12 protein-coding genes are annotated in these 13,926 nt (G+C 76.7%); 3 read left to right on the plus strand and 9 right to left on the minus strand.

Translation table 11 applies throughout. The features are described from left to right. Window position 1 precedes the first annotated feature (1 nt). The 6 genes from J3473_RS11790 to J3473_RS11810 form a co-directional block, all read right to left on the minus strand. Window positions 2–199 (minus strand): hypothetical protein, encoded by a 198-nt coding sequence (locus J3473_RS11790; protein ID WP_242525830.1) that lies wholly within the window; start codon window positions 197–199, stop codon window positions 2–4. A gap of 2 nt (window positions 200–201) precedes the next feature. Then, window positions 202–774 carry an HhH-GPD-type base excision DNA repair protein gene (locus tag J3473_RS11795; protein ID WP_207023594.1) on the minus strand — a complete coding sequence of 191 codons (573 nt, stop codon included), beginning with the start codon at window positions 772–774 and terminating at the stop codon, window positions 202–204. Between the two features lie 127 nt (window positions 775–901). Further along, window positions 902–1,033 (minus strand): hypothetical protein, encoded by a 132-nt coding sequence (locus J3473_RS19655; RefSeq protein ID WP_256437940.1) that lies wholly within the window; start codon window positions 1,031–1,033, stop codon window positions 902–904. A 50-nt stretch (window positions 1,034–1,083) separates the two neighbouring features. Next, window positions 1,084–1,371 (minus strand): WhiB family transcriptional regulator, encoded by a 288-nt coding sequence (locus tag J3473_RS11800; protein ID WP_030529680.1) that lies wholly within the window; start codon window positions 1,369–1,371, stop codon window positions 1,084–1,086. Between the two features lie 212 nt (window positions 1,372–1,583). After that, window positions 1,584–1,826: a hypothetical protein gene (locus J3473_RS11805; RefSeq protein ID WP_030529679.1), complete on the minus strand. Its 243-nt coding sequence runs from the start codon at window positions 1,824–1,826 to the stop codon at window positions 1,584–1,586. Window positions 1,827–1,983: 157 nt separating this feature from the next. After that, window positions 1,984–4,107, minus strand: a complete 2,124-nt coding sequence (locus J3473_RS11810) for an ATP-dependent DNA helicase UvrD2 (protein ID WP_306790184.1) — start codon at window positions 4,105–4,107, stop codon at window positions 1,984–1,986. A 94-nt stretch (window positions 4,108–4,201) separates the two neighbouring features. On the opposite strand from J3473_RS11810, the gene J3473_RS11815 reads away from it, so the two are divergent. Then, window positions 4,202–4,462 (plus strand): mycoredoxin, encoded by a 261-nt coding sequence (locus J3473_RS11815; protein ID WP_030529677.1) that lies wholly within the window; start codon window positions 4,202–4,204, stop codon window positions 4,460–4,462. Between the two features lie 15 nt (window positions 4,463–4,477). Here the strand turns inward: J3473_RS11815 and nudC are convergent, their stop codons facing one another. Next, a complete protein-coding gene (gene nudC, locus J3473_RS11820) occupies window positions 4,478–5,422 on the minus strand; it encodes an NAD(+) diphosphatase (protein WP_030529676.1) in 945 nt (314 codons plus the stop codon). 41 nt (window positions 5,423–5,463) lie between these two features. On the opposite strand from nudC, the gene J3473_RS11825 reads away from it, so the two are divergent. Beyond that, the gene (locus tag J3473_RS11825; protein WP_207023596.1) at window positions 5,464–6,603 is read left to right on the plus strand and encodes a phosphotransferase; all 1,140 of its coding nucleotides are present in this window, start codon (window positions 5,464–5,466) and stop codon (window positions 6,601–6,603) included. Here J3473_RS11825 and J3473_RS11830 read toward each other — a convergent pair. Together J3473_RS11830 and J3473_RS11835 are read right to left on the minus strand one after the other, a co-directional pair. Beyond that, window positions 6,575–9,856, minus strand: a complete 3,282-nt coding sequence (locus tag J3473_RS11830) for a UvrD-helicase domain-containing protein (RefSeq protein ID WP_207023600.1) — start codon at window positions 9,854–9,856, stop codon at window positions 6,575–6,577. The two genes, J3473_RS11825 and J3473_RS11830, sit on opposite strands and share 29 nt — an antisense overlap. Beyond that, window positions 9,853–12,945 (minus strand): ATP-dependent DNA helicase, encoded by a 3,093-nt coding sequence (locus J3473_RS11835; RefSeq protein ID WP_207023602.1) that lies wholly within the window; start codon window positions 12,943–12,945, stop codon window positions 9,853–9,855. Before J3473_RS11835 ends, J3473_RS11830 begins: the two co-directional genes overlap by 4 nt. Window positions 12,946–13,067: 122 nt before the next feature. Here J3473_RS11835 and J3473_RS11840 point away from each other — a divergent pair, with 122 nt between their 5' ends. Continuing rightward, the gene (locus J3473_RS11840) at window positions 13,068–13,787 is read left to right on the plus strand and encodes a VOC family protein (protein WP_207023604.1); all 720 of its coding nucleotides are present in this window, start codon (window positions 13,068–13,070) and stop codon (window positions 13,785–13,787) included. Window positions 13,788–13,926 lie beyond the last annotated feature (139 nt).

The raw sequence follows: 13,926 nt of genomic DNA on the forward strand, positions 1-13,926 counted from the left end.
CTCACCACCAGGCGGGGTCGAGCTTGCCCTCGATGCTGCGCAGGTGCCGGCGGCTGCACGCCGCGCAGGTCCAGACCTCGCGACCGTTCTCGGTGCCGCGGCTCCACGTGAGCCGGGCGAGGGCGGCGGCCTCGGGGTCCGCCGGCGTGCTGCCGCACGTCGCGCAGACCGGTCGCTCCTCCCCCGCCGCGTCGCTCACGCTCAGGCCTTGGTCTTCGCCGCGGCCTTGGCCGCCTTCTTGAAGTCGCGGACCTTCTGGAGGGAGTCGGGGTCGACCACGTCGGCCACCGAGCGGAAGGAGCCCGTCTCGGCGTAGGCGCCGCACGCCTCCTGCCAGCCGTCGGGCCGCACCCCCAGCTGCTTGCCGAGCAGGGCCGCGAAGATGCGCGCCTTCTGGTCGCCGAAGCCGGGCAGGGCCTTGAGGCGCGTGACGAGCTCGCGGCCGGTCGAGGCGGTGGTCCACAGGCGCGAGGCGTCGCCGTCGTACTCGTCGCGGACGACGGCCGCGAGCGCCTGGATGCGCCCGGCCATCGACCGGCCGTAGCGGTGGACGGCCGGCGGCGTGGCGCAGAGGTCGGCGAAGGCCTCGGGGTCGGCCGCGGCCAGGGCCGCGGGGTCGAGGGTGCCGAAGCGCTCGAGGACCTTGGCCGGACCGGCGAAGGCACGCTCCATCGGGAACTGCTGGTCCAGGAGCATCCCGGTGAGGAGCGCGAAGGGGTCCTCGGAGAGGACGCGGTCGGCGGCGGGGTCCTGGGCGATCGTCAGCGCGGCCATGGGGCCAGCGTAGCCAGCACGTCGGCGACCACGGCGCGCCAGAAGTCCCGCCCGCGCAGGGGTGGGACGGGCACCGCCCCCGGCGTGGTGCCGGGGGCGGTGCGGTCCGCGGTGTGCACGCCGGCCCTCATCGGACGATGGCGTGGACGACCGCCTGCATCTGCTCGCGGTTGGCCGCCTCGCGCTCGACCCGCTGCGCCTCGTGGGCGCGGCGCTCGTGCACGACGCGACGGATCCGCTGCATCCGTCGGTGGTACATGTCGTTCTCCTGTCGGAAGTGCTTGTGTGCGTTGATGGTCGGGGCCGCGGTCAGGCCGCGACCTCGGTCTTGCGCGGGCGGCCCCGGGGCCGCTTGCGCGCCACGGTGACGCCCTGGACGAAGTACTCGCCACCCCAGACGCCCCACGGCTCGCGCCGCTCGAGCGCGCCGGCGAGGCAGCTGCGGCGCACCGGGCAGGTGCGGCACAGGGCCTTGGCGAACTCGACCCCCTCCGGGGTGTCGGCGAACCAGAGCTCGGCGTCGTTCTCGCGGCAGGGGATGCCCTCGCCGTCGATGACGTCCGGGTCCTGCAGGTCGAGGAGGTCGGTCAGCTGCATCGGGGGGTCACCTCCGTTCGTCGAGCGCCGGGTGTGGCGCGGGGTGGTACTGGGCGGGCGGTCGGTGTCGGTCCGGTCGCTCACTGCGGTCATGGCTGCTGGTCCTCGCGTGCTGTGGTGGTCGGTGGAGCGGCGCCCGGGCCGTGCGGGCAAAGAGAAAGGCCGCGGATCCCTGGGGGGATCCGCGGCCTCTAGGTGGCCCTGTCTGGTGGTCAGACGGGGGGTGCCTCGAGGCGTGGGTACACGGATCCCGTGGACGGGACGGCGATGCCGAAGCCGGTGGCCTCACCGGCGACGGCGCGGTCGCGCATGCCGAGGTCGGCAGCGGACACAGTGCGCCCCTGGACCTGACGGAGATCGACCGCGTGGGCGGTGTTGGAGCCGTACCAGACGGTCGTGCCGGTCTCGCGGGCAGCAGCCATCGCCGTGCCGTTCGTCGTCATCGTCTTCTCCATCGGTCCAACCCTCCTTCGCGGTCTCGGTCGTGTCGGTGCCCGGGCGGGCACGCGAGGTGTTGCGAGCAACTGTAGGGGGGCCCGCGGAACCTCGGCAACGGATTAAAACGGGTCGCCCGTGACTTTTCTCCGCACAGCGCTCCGAAACCGTTGTGCCTCAGGCGTTCTGGGCCTCGGAAAAAGTTCGGACGAGATCGAGCACGGCCTCGCCGAAGCGCTCCAGCTTGGCCGGGCCGACCCCCGCGATGCGCGAGAGCTCGGCCGCGTCGGCCGGCTCGCGCTCGGCGATCGCCGTGAGCGTGGCGTCCGTGAAGACGACGAACGCCGGGACGTCGAGCTCCTTGGCGGTGGCGAGGCGCCAGGCCCGCAGCTCCTCGAAGAGCTGCTCGTCCATCGTCGGCGGGCAGGCCGTGCACCGGCCGATCGTGCGCTCCTTGGCGGTGGCGAGGCCTCCCCCGCACACGCGGCACGTCGTCGGGAGGGCGGCCCGCTCGCGCCCGCGGACCTTCTTCGCCGACTGCTTCGGCCGGCTGCGGGCCGCCTCGCCGAGCACGGACTCGGTGCCGTCGAGGAAGCGCGAGGGCCGGCGGGTGCCCTTGGCACCGGGCGTGCGGGCGCGGGCGTAGGACAGGACGAGCCGGTCGCGGGCGCGGGTGACGCCGACGTAGAGGAGCCGGCGCTCCTCCTCGATCTCGTCGGGGGTCTCGGCCATCGTGATCGGCATCAGCCCGTCGGAGCAGCCGACGAGGAAGACCGTGCCCCACTCCAGGCCCTTGGCGGCGTGCAGCGACGCGAGGGTGACGCCCTGGACGGTCGGGGCGTGCTGGGCGGCCGCGCGCTCGTCGAGCTCGCGGACGAGGGCGGGCATCCGGGCCTCGGGGTCGGTGGCGGCGAAGGAGTCCGCGAGGGCGGCGAGCGCCGAGAGCGACTCCCACCGCTCGCGCGCGGCTCCGCCGGAGGTCGGCGGCTCGCGGGTCCAGCCGACCCCGAGCAGGACGTCGCGGACGAGGTCGGGCAGCGCCACCTCGCCGTCGTCGCTGCGGGCCGCGCCGCGCAGCAGGACGATCGCCTCGCGCACCTCGCGGCGGGAGAAGAAGCGCTCGCCCCCGCGCACGAGGTAGGGGATGCCGCGCTCGGCCAGCGCCGACTCGTGCATCTCGCTCTGCCCGTTGGTGCGGAAGAGGACGGCGATCTCGGACGCCGGGTGGCCGGCGTCGAGCAGCCCCCGGATCCGCTCGGCGACCTGGTCGGCCTCGTGCGGGTCGTCGTCGGCGACGAGGAGCTCGGGGACGACGCCGTCCTCGCGCTGGGCGCGCAGCTCGACGGAGCCGGAGCGGCGCCCGCCGCCGGGGCTGCGCAGGACGAGGTTGGCCAGCCCGACGACCTGCGGGGTCGAGCGGTAGTTGCGGACGAGCTCGACGACCCGGGCCTGCGGGTGGCGCGAGCGGAAGCCGAGGAGGTGCGCCGGGGAGGCCCCGGTGAAGGAGTAGATCGTCTGCGCGGGGTCGCCGACGACGCACACGTCCTCGCGCTCGCCGAGCCACAGCTCGAGGAGGGTCTGCTGGAGGCGGTTGACGTCCTGGTACTCGTCGACGACGAAGTGCCGGTACTGCGCCCGCACGGCCCGCGCGACCTGCTCGTGCTCGCCGAGGATGCCGGCGGTCAGGAGCAGGACGTCCTCGAAGTCGATGACGCCGCGCTCGGTCTTGACGCTCTCGTACCCCTCGATGACCCGGGCCATCGCCGTGGCGTCGAGGCCGGCCGGGGGCTCGCGCCGGGCCCGCGTCGCGGCGGCGGCGTAGGTGTCGGAGGTGAGCATCGAGACCTTGGCCCACTCGATCTCGGCGGCGACGTCGCGGACTCCGGCCGAGTTGAGGCCGAGGCGCAGGCGGCCGCCGGTCTCGGCGACGGCGCTCGCCTTGTGCGGCATCACCTCGGGGGCGGCGCCGCCGATGGCCTGCGGCCAGAAGTAGTGCAGCTGCCGCAGCGCCGCGGCGTGGAAGGTGCGCGCCTGGACCCCGCCGACCCCGAGGTCGCGCAGCCGGGTGCGCATCTCGCCGGCGGCCCGGGCGGTGAAGGTGACGGCGAGGACGCGCTGCGGCTGGTAGGCCCCGGACAGCACGCCGTACGCGATGCGGTGGGTGATGGCGCGCGTCTTGCCCGTGCCCGCGCCGGCGAGCACCGCCATCGGCCCGAGGGGGTGCGAGGCGACCTCGCGCTGCTCGGGGTCGAGCGCGTCGAGGACGTCGTCGGCGCCGGGGTGCACGGGGAGGATCGTCATCGGGGTCGATCCTAGGTCTCGCCCCCGACGCTCCCCCGGGCCGGGCGACGCGGGCGTCGGGAAGGACCCGGGGGCCCCCGCTGTTGACGTGGCCATGAGTGCTCCCGCGAACCCGGCCCCCGGCACCGTCACGATGTTCACGACCACCTGGTGCGGCTACTGCCGCCGCCTGAAGTCCCAGATGGAGCGCGAGGGCATCGAGTTCACCGAGGTCGACATCGAGCGCAAGCCCGACGCCGCGGACTTCGTCATGCTCGTCAACGGGGGCAACCAGACCGTGCCGACGGTTCTCTTCCCCGACGGCACCGCCGCCACCAACCCCTCGCTCGCCGAGGTCCGCAGCCGCCTCGGCTGAGCGGACGCCGGCGGCTCAGCGCATCGAGGTGACCTCCGGCGCCTCGATCGGGCCGCCGTACCAGTGCTCGACGATGCGCCGGGCGATGGACACCCGGCCCGGCACCGCGACCGAGCCGTCGGCCACCGCCGCCGCGAGCTCCTCGCGGGTGAACCAGCGGGCCGCGGCGATCTCGTCCTCCTGCAGGCGCAGGTCCGTGCCCCGTGCGTGGGCGGTGAAGCCGACCATGAGCGAGGACGGGAAGGGCCACGGCTGGTCCCCGAGGTATCGCACGTCGTCGACCTCCACGCCGACCTCCTCCGCCACCTCGCGGGCGACGGCGCCGGCCAGGGTCTCCCCTGGCTCGACGAACCCGGCGAGCACCGACATCCCGCGGGTGCGGAAGCCGCGCCCGCGGGCCAGGAGCAGCCGGTCGTCGTCGTCGACGACGGCCATGATGACCGCGGCGTCGGTGCGCGGGTAGTGCTCGCTGCCGTCGGCCACGCAGCGCCGCACCCAGCCGGCCTGCACGGGACGGGTGCGCGACCCGCAGCGCGGGCAGAAGCCGTGCACCCGGTGCCAGTTGGCGAGGGCGAGGGTGGAGGCGAACAGGGCCGCCCCGAGGTCGTCGACGTGGGCGCCGACCTCGCGCAGCGTCGCCGTGCCCGGGTCCGGCTCGACCTCGTCCGCGGCGTCCGGCCCGTCCTCGACCACGCCGACGTACTGCGCCCCCTCGTGCTCGCCGAGGTAGACCACGAGGTGCCCGGCGTCGGACGCGACCGGGGGCCGGGTCACGACGCGGACGACGCCGTCGTCGTCGGTCGTCACCGGGACCCGGTCACCGCACAGGTGCACGACGCGCGTCGCCGGGTCGGCGAGCAGGCGGGGCGTCAGGTCGGGGTCGCCGCGTCGCTCCGCGTGCCGGTCGAGGGTGCGCCGGGTGAGGGCGACGTCGGGAAGAGTTCGCTCGGCACGGGCCACCCTCCCAGCCTAGGTGGCGGGCACGGCCTACCGTGGGGCACGTGGACCGCAGCCCCGCACAGCTCGCCGCCCTGGCCAGTGCCGCCGTCCCGGGCCTGGACCCGGTGAGCGTCGAGGCACTCCCCTCCCTCCCCGGGCAGGCCTTCGACGTCGCCTTCGTCGAGGACCAGGAGCACCGCCGCTGGGTGGTGCGCGTCCCCCGCACCGAGGTCGCGGGCGCCGAGATGGACCGCTCCGTCGCGCTGCTCGGCCTGCTCGCGCGCCGTCTGCCGTTCGCCGTGCCCGCGCCGCGTGGGTTCGTCGACCTCGGCACCGGCGGACGGGCTGCCGTCTACCCCTACCTGCCGGGGCACGCGCTCGACCTCTCCGCCCTGCCGCACGGGCCGGGGCTGGCGGCCGAGCTCGGCCGCGCGATCGGCGCGCTGCACAACACCGACCCCGCGCTCTTCGAGGAGGCCGGACTGCCGGCCTACGACGCCGACGCCTACCGCACCCGCCGCCTCGCGGAGCTCGACCGGGCCGCCGAGACCGGCCGGGTCCCGACGACCCTCCTGACCCGCTGGGAGGAGGCCCTCGAGGACGTCGCCCTGTGGCGCTTCGCCGCGACCCCCACCCACGGCGACCTCGGTGGCGAGGAGGTCCTCGCCGTCTTCGACGACCCGCACGACGCGGCCTCGGGGCGGGTCAAGGCGATGACCGGCTGGGAGGACGCCCAGGTCGCCGACCCGGCCGACGACTTCGCCGCGCTCGTCGCCGAGGCCTCGCCGGAGGCCGTCGACACCGTGCTCGAGGCCTACGCCCACGTGCGGGTCGAGCGACCCGACGTCAACCTGCTCGTGCGGGCCCGGCTCGGCGCCGAGCTGCGGATGCTCGGCCGCCTCATGGGCGCGCTCGCCCGCAAGGACGTGCCCGCGGTCGAGGTGCTCTCGACGCAGCTGCGCCGGCTCGACGACGCCGTCCACGTGGCGATGGAGCGCGGCGAGGACGACTACCGCCGCACCTCGCTCGCCCCCGTGACCCCGCGCTCGCGCCCCGCTCCCCCGCCGGCGCTCGTCGTCGACGACGACGACGAGGACGAGCTGCCGGAGGTCACCGCCGAGGCCGACGAGGTCACGGACGTCGCCGACCAGGTCACGGACGACGCCGACGAGGTCAGCGAGCCGCGGCGAGAGCTCGGCTGAGCTCGGCCTCGTCCGGCAGGTCGGGCCACACGGTCTCGCCGGTCGCCGCGTGGAAGAAGGCGCCGCGCACCCGCTGCGGGTCGACCCCGCGCAGCCGCGACCACGCGAGGCGGTAGGCGCCGAGCTGCACCGCGCGGGCACGGGCCCGCGCGCCGGTGGCCGGCTGCCCGGTCTTCCAGTCGACGACCGTCCACTCGGGCTCGCCGTCGGCGCCCCGCCCGGCGAACACGGCGTCGATGCGCCCGCGGACGGCGATGCCGTCGATGACCGTCTCGACGCTCGTCTCGACCTCGTGCGGGGTGCGCGCGGCCCACTCGGACGCGAGGAAGGCCTCCCGGAGCGCGTCGAGGTCCTCGCTGCCGCCGTCGTCGTCGGCGAACCCCGGCAGCATGTCGACGTCGACGATGGCCGCCCGCGCGTAGTGCTCCTCGACCCACGCGTGGAAGGCCGTGCCCCGGCGCGCCGCGAGCGCCGGCGGCTGCGGCATCGGGCGGCGCAGCCGGCTCGTGTAGGCCTCGGCGTCCTCGGCGAGGGAGACCAGGGCCGAGGTCGAGAGGTGGGCCGGCAGGACGACGTCGACGTCGGCGCCGTCGCGGCGGCGTCCGCGCTCGTCGAGGAGCATCCGGACCTCGGCGTCCCACGGGCCGGACCCGGTGGCGGGCTCGGGGTCGGCGGCGGCCGCGACCACCTCGCGGGCCGGGCCGAGCAGCAGGTCGCGGCGGGCGACGTGGTCGGGGGTCGGCCAGAGCACGCTCACCGCCTGCGCCGTGCGCGGGTTCTGCGGCTTCGGGTCGTCGGTGGGCGGCAGCTCCGCCCACGGCCCCGGGGCGACCCCCTCGAGGACCCGCACCTCCTCGAGGAAGCGCGAGGTGACGCGCGGGGACGCGGCCGAGCCCCAGACGTGGGCGGTGAGCAGGAGGTCGAGGCGGGCGCGGGTCGTCGCGACGTACGCGAGGCGGCGCTCCTCGGCGATGCCGTGGTCGGCCGAGGCGGCCGTGAAGCGGGCGAGGGCCTCGGCGGCGCTCTCCCAGTCGTGGCCGTCGGCCCAGCCGAAGCGGGGCAGGCCGTCGCGGTCACCCCGCAGGTCGTGCGGCAGCGCGGCGAGGCCGACGAGCCACGCCTTGTCGTTCGGGTCGCCGTGGCCCCACGCGTCGCCGACCGGTCGGCTCTGGGTGGCCGAGTGCGCCGGGAACGAGGACTCGACGAGGCCGGGCACGGCGACGACGTCCCACTCCAGCCCCTTGGCCGCGTGGACGGTCATCACCTGGACGGCGTCCGGCCGGGCCTCGACCCAGCCGAGGTCGAGGCCGCGCTCCTCGTCGACGGCCGCCTCGAGCCAGGCGAGGAAGCCGCCGAGCCCCGGCCGGTCGGCGCTCGCGGCGAAGGTGGCCGCGACGTCGGCGAAGGCGTCGAGGTGCGCCCGGGCCGCACCGGTCGAGTACCCCGGCCGGGCGAGGACCTCGATGTCGAGGCCGAGCGCGACCTCGGCCTCCGCGACGAGCTCGGGCAGGCCGAGGCCGGTCAGGCCGCGCAGCCGGCGCACGCACGCGCCGAGGCCGGTCAGCCGGGCCAGCGCGGCGGGGCCGAGGCGCTGCCCCTCCTCCCCCACCCAGTCGGGCGACGGCAGCGCGTCGAGCGCCTCGACGATGCTCGCCTCGTCGGCGGCGTCGGGGGCGAGGTCGGCGCCGCGCTCGGGACGGTGGCGTCCCTGGCGGACGCGGGCCCACTCGCCGAGCCCGTCGAGGTCGGCCGCGCCGAGCCGGCAGGAGGGGCCGGTGAGGAGGCGCATCAGCCGGTCGCCGCGGGTGGGGTCGGCGACGACGTGGAGGAGCGCGACGAGGTCGGCGACCTCGGGCGTGTGCAGCAGCCCGCCGAGGCCGACGACCTCGTGGGGCACCCCGGCCTCCTCGAGCGCCTCGACGACCGGGTCGAACTGGGATCGCTTGCGGCACAGGATGGCTGCGGTCCGGCGTCCGGGCCGGGCCATCCGCGCGCGCAGCCAGCCGACGACGTGGGCGGCCTCGTCCTCGAGCGTGCCGAGGCGGGCGACGGCGACGTGGCCGGGCCCGGCTCCGGGGCGCTCGACGAGCCGCTGGACGGGGACGCGGGTGGTCGACGCGAGGGGGGCGGCGACGACGTTGGCGGCGGCGAGGACGGCCCGGTCGTTGCGCCAGCTCGTCGAGAGGTGCAGGACCTCGGCGGGGGCCGGGTCGCGGAAGTCGGAGCGGAAGCGGTCGAGTGTCGTCGAGGAGGCGCCGCGCCATCCGTAGATCGACTGGTGGGGGTCGCCGACGGCGGTGACGGGGACCGGCTCGCCGGGGGCGACGAACAGGGCCCGCAGCAGCTGCAGCTGGGCCTCCGAGGTGTCCTGGAACTCGTCGAGGAGGACGGCCCGGAAGCGCTGCCGCTCGGCGGCGCCGACCTCGGGCACGGTGAGGGCGAGCCGGGCGGCGAGCGCCACCTGGTCGGAGAAGTCCATCGCGTCCCGGGAGCGCTTGAGGGCGTGGTAGGCCTCGACGAGGGGGACGACGGCGGCCCGGGCGCGCAGGACGTCGACGGTGTCGCGCATCGGGTTGGTGCGCCTGCGCGAGCCGTCCGGCTTGGTCAGCGCGTCGAGGGCGTCGACGACCTCCGCGAGGTGCTCGGCGACCTGCCGGGGCTCGACGAGGTGCTCGGCCATCTCGCCGGCGAGGTCGACGACGGCGGTCGTGACGGTGGACTCCGCCTTGTCGACGGCGTCCATCGGCCCGTCCCAGGCGACGACGGCCTCGTGCGCGAACTGCCACGCCGCGGCCTCGGTGAGCAGCCGGCTCTCCGGCTCGACCCCGAGGCGCAGGCCGTGCTCGCGGACGATGCGCCCGGCGTACGCGTGGTACGTCGAGACGGTCGGGGTGTCGTCGAGGACCGCGGCGCCGGCCTCCGGCGCGGGGGTCCAGAGGCCGGCCTCGCGCAGCGTCGTCAGGCGCGCCGCGAGCCGCTCGGACAGCTCGCCGGCGGCCTTGCGGGTGAAGGTCAGCCCGAGCACCTCGTCGGGCTGCACGAGCCCGTTGGCGACGAGCCAGACGACGCGGGCGGCCATCGTCTCGGTCTTGCCCGAGCCCGCACCGGCGACGACGAGCAGCGGCCGCAGCGGCGCCTCGATGACCGCCGCCTGCTCAGGGGTCGGGGCGTAGGACTGGCCGAGCGCCTCGGCCAGCGCGACAGCGCTCCAACGCGGGGGCGCCTGTGCCGCAGCAAGGTCGGTGGTCGTCACAGGCGCCTCCCCTCCGGCTGTGCCGGGCAGGAGTCCTTGACCTGGCAGGTGCCGCACACGTCGCGCGAGGGGGTGGCGACGACGGTGGCGGCGGCCATCCCGTCGGCGGTGCGCAGGACGAGGTCACGGGCCCACGTCGGCTCGGGGTCGGCGCTCAACGGTGCCTGCACCTGGAGCGTCGTCGAGCGGTTCGCCGCCCGCCCGAGCTGGAGCAGGGCCGCGCCGCCGGACCCCGTGCCGTGGGCGGCGAACGCGCCCTCCTCGACGGCGAGCTGGTAGGCCCCGAGCTGGCCGTTGCGCGCCAGCTCGTCCTTGGTCGGCTTGCGCGACCCGGTCTTGAGGTCGATGACGCGCACGGCTCCCCCTGGCCCGATCTCGATGCGGTCGACGGTGCCGGCGACGACCGCCCGGCCGAGCGCGACGCGCATCCGCTCCTCGGACGCGGCCCGGCGCCAGCCCTCGGCGCTCGCCTCGCGGTGGTAGGTGGCCAGCCGCGCGGTCATCTCGCGGGCCCGGCCGAGGTCGCGGCGCGAGAGCCATCCGGGCGGCAGGCCGAGCCGCCCCCAGCGCGCCTCGAGCTCGGCGGCGTAGGTCGCGGCGTCGACGTCGCCGAGGTCGTGGGCGACCTCGTGGACGAGGGTGCCGATGTCCTGGGCGCCCATCGAGGGGCCGTCGCCGCCGCTCGTGCGCAGCAGCCACTGGAGGCCGCACTGCCCGAACCGGTCGATCGTCGACGGCGAGACCCGGACCGGGGCGTCGTCGGTGCGACGCGGGCGGTCGTCGGTGGTGGCGCGCAGGGCCCACCACTGGGCGGGGTCGGCGCCGGGGACACCGGCGCGGGCGAGCCGGCCGAGCGTCGTGACGGCGGCGCCGCGCAGGGCGGGGTCGGGGTCGACGAGCGCGCGCCGCAGCTCGGCGACGAGGCCGGGGAGGGTGAGGGGACGCGGGACGTCGGTGAGGGGGCGGGCGTCGGGGCGGGGGTCGACGACGTCGAGGTAGGGCGAGGGCTGCTCGTCCTCGCTGCGGACGGCGGTGACGACGAGGCGGTGACGCGCCCGGGTGGCGGCGACGTGGAACAGGCGCGTCTCGTCGTGTGCGACCTGGGTGCGCGCGGCGCGGGGCGAGGGGTCGCGGCCGGTGACGACGTCGACGAGGTCGGTGGAGCGCAGCATCGAGCCGCGCAGCCGGAGGTCGGGCCAGGCCCCCTCCTGCACCCCGGCGACGACGACGAGGTCCCACTCGAGCCCGGCGGCCGCGGCGGGGGTGAGCAGCGCGACGGCCTCACCGGTGGCGGCCCGCGCCGCGAGGGTGTCGCCGGCGACCTCCTGTCCGCGCAGGTGCTCGAGGAAGTCCGCGGGCCGGGCGCCCGGGAGCCGGTCGACGTACCGGGCGGCGGCGTCGAAGAGCCCGATGAGCGCGTCGAGGTCGCGGTCGGCGCGCTGCCCGGCCGGCCCGCCGGCCAGCGCCGCCTCGCGCCACGCGTCCGCGAGGCCGGCCGCCGACCACATCGCCCAGAGGACCTCCTCGACCCCGAGGCCGTCGCGCAGCGCCGCGACCCCGGCGGCGAGGATGCGGTGCACGCGACGGGCCGGGCGCGCCTCGGGGCCGACGTGGTCGAGAGCGGCCGGCGTGAGCACCGCCTCGGCGAGGAGCACGTCGCTCGTCCGCCCGCCCCCGCTGTCGAGCTCGAGCCGGCGCAGCGACCGCCGCAGGCGGCGCAGGCCCACGGCGTCGGCCCCGCCGAGGGGGGAGGAGAGCACGTCGACGACGGTGTCGGGGTCGAGCTCGTCGGCGCCGGCCACCACCTCGAGGGCGCAGGCGAGCAGGGTGAGCAGCGGCCGGACGGCCACCTCGTCGCGCACGGGGAGCTCGGCCGTCGCGGTGTCGACGGGGACCCCGGACGAGCGCAGCACGCGCCGCAGCGAGGCCGTCCGGGAGCCGCCGCGCACGACGACGGCCATCCGGGACCAGGGCACGCCGTGCAACAGGTGGGCCTCGCGCAGCAGCCCGGCGACGAAGGCGGACTCCTGGGCACCGGTGCGCAGCAGGTGCGCCTCGACCGCGCCGTCGCCGGCCACGGGCTCGGGCGCCCGGTGGGCGGCCCCGCCGACGACGCCGACGTGCGCGACGACCCGCCCGGCGGCGCGGGCCACCGGCGCGGTGCAGCGGTGACCCGTCCGCAGGACGTGCGTCGCGGCGTCCGGCCAGGCCGTGACGAAGAGGCGGGGGTCGGCGCCGCGGAAGGTCTGGGTCGCGGCGTCGGGGTCGCCGGTGAGGACCACCGGGACGCCGCTGTCGCGGGTGAGCACGGCGACCAGCCGGACCGCGGCCGGTGTCAGCTCCTGGGCGTCGTCGACGACGACGAGGCGCAGGCGGGAGCGCATCCGCCTCAGCGCCTCGCTGTCCTCCTCGAGGAGGTCGGCGGCGGCGGTGAGGACGGTCGCGGGGTCCCATGCCCCGGGGGCGGACAGCGCGGTGACGTCCTCGTACTCGGCGAGGACGGTGGCGCCGGCGACCCACTCGGGGACGCCGTGCTCGCGGCCGAGGCGCTCGAGGTCGGGCGGGGTGAGGCCGAGCTCGAGGGCGCGCATCAGCAGGTCGCGCAGCTCGGCGCGGAAGCCGCGGGTGGCCAGCGCCGGGAGGACCGACGGCGGCCACGGCGGGGTGGGGGCCGAGCCGGTGGCGTGGCCGGCGAGGAGCTCGCGGAGGATGACGTCCTGCTCGGGGCCGCTCAGCAGGCGGGGCGCCGGGTCCCCGGCCAGGGCGGCCGCCTCGCGCAGGACGCCGAAGCCGAAGGAGTGGTGCGTGCGCGCGAGCGGGGTCGAGGTGGTGCCGCCGAGCCGGGCCGTGACGACGTCGCGCAGGCGGGCGGCCGCGAGGCGGGTCGGGGCGAGCAGCAGGCAGGAGTCGGCGGGGGCCCCGTCGCGGACGGCGCGCACCACGCGCTCGACCGCGACCGTGCTCGTCCCCGTGCCCGGCGCCCCGAGGACGCGGACCACGAGGTCGTCGGCGTCGACCGCCGCCTGCTGCTGCGGGTCGAGGGCCGGCTCGGCCACCGAGGCGGTGGCGGGGCGGCGGAGGACGAGCACGTCGCGATTCCACCACGCCCGACCGACACCGGCTCGGCCGGGCGTCCTGCGGGAAACCGTGTTGCCGGTGGCCGCCGACGGACCTGGCGTCGGGGCGTCACCGACGACGGGGAGGATCCCGGATGACCTTGCACCTCGAGGCACTGGCCGTCGACGCGGCGGACCCGCCGGCCCTCGCCCGGTTCTGGGCCGGAGTCCTCGGTTGGACGACCGCCGAGGACCGCCCCGGTGCGGTCACCGTGGTCCCGTCCGACCCGGTGTGCGTCGCCCTCCGGTTCCGCAGCGCGGCCGCGCCGTCCGGGGCGAGCCGTCACCACCTGCACGTGACGAGCACCTCGACCGACGACATGGCCGCGACGGTCGAGCGGGTCCTCGCGCTCGGCGGCCGGCACCTCGACGTGGGGCAGCAGCCGGACGAGGAGCACGTCGTCCTCGCGGACCCCGAGGGCAACGCGCTGTGCGTCATCCCGCCGTGGAACCGCTTCCTCGCGGGAACCGGGCGGCTCGGCGAGGTCGCCGGGGACGGTGGTCGGGCGACCGGCGTGTTCTGGAGCGAGGCGCTGGGCTGGCCTCTGGTGTGGGACGAGGACGACGAGACGGCGGTCCAGTCGCCGGCCGGCGGCACGAAGGTCTCGTTCGGCGGCGGCCCGGCGGCACCGAAGGACGGGGCGAGCCGCACCCGGATGGAGGTCGTCGCTGCGGCGGGCACCGACCTCGCCGATGCCGTCGCCGAGCTCGAACGTCTGGGCGCTGTCCGTGTGGATACCGTTCTCGCCGACGGCGACTCGGTCACCCTGGTCGACCCGTCCGGCACCGAGCTCGTCGTCCTGTCGCCCCGCTGACGCCCCGGGCTCAGCCGGTCGTGCGGTGCTGGGGCTCGCTGGTGCGGGTGGCACCGTCGGGGCCGTGCCAGGTGACGGTGCCGTCCGGGTCGAGGCGGGGTCGCCACCGGCCTTGCTGCTTGAAGCGGTGGTGCCGCCG

Origin of the sequence: Phycicoccus sp. DTK01 (assembly GCF_017312765.1) — a bacterium.
Lineage (GTDB): Bacteria > Actinomycetota > Actinomycetes > Actinomycetales > Dermatophilaceae > Phycicoccus > Phycicoccus jejuensis.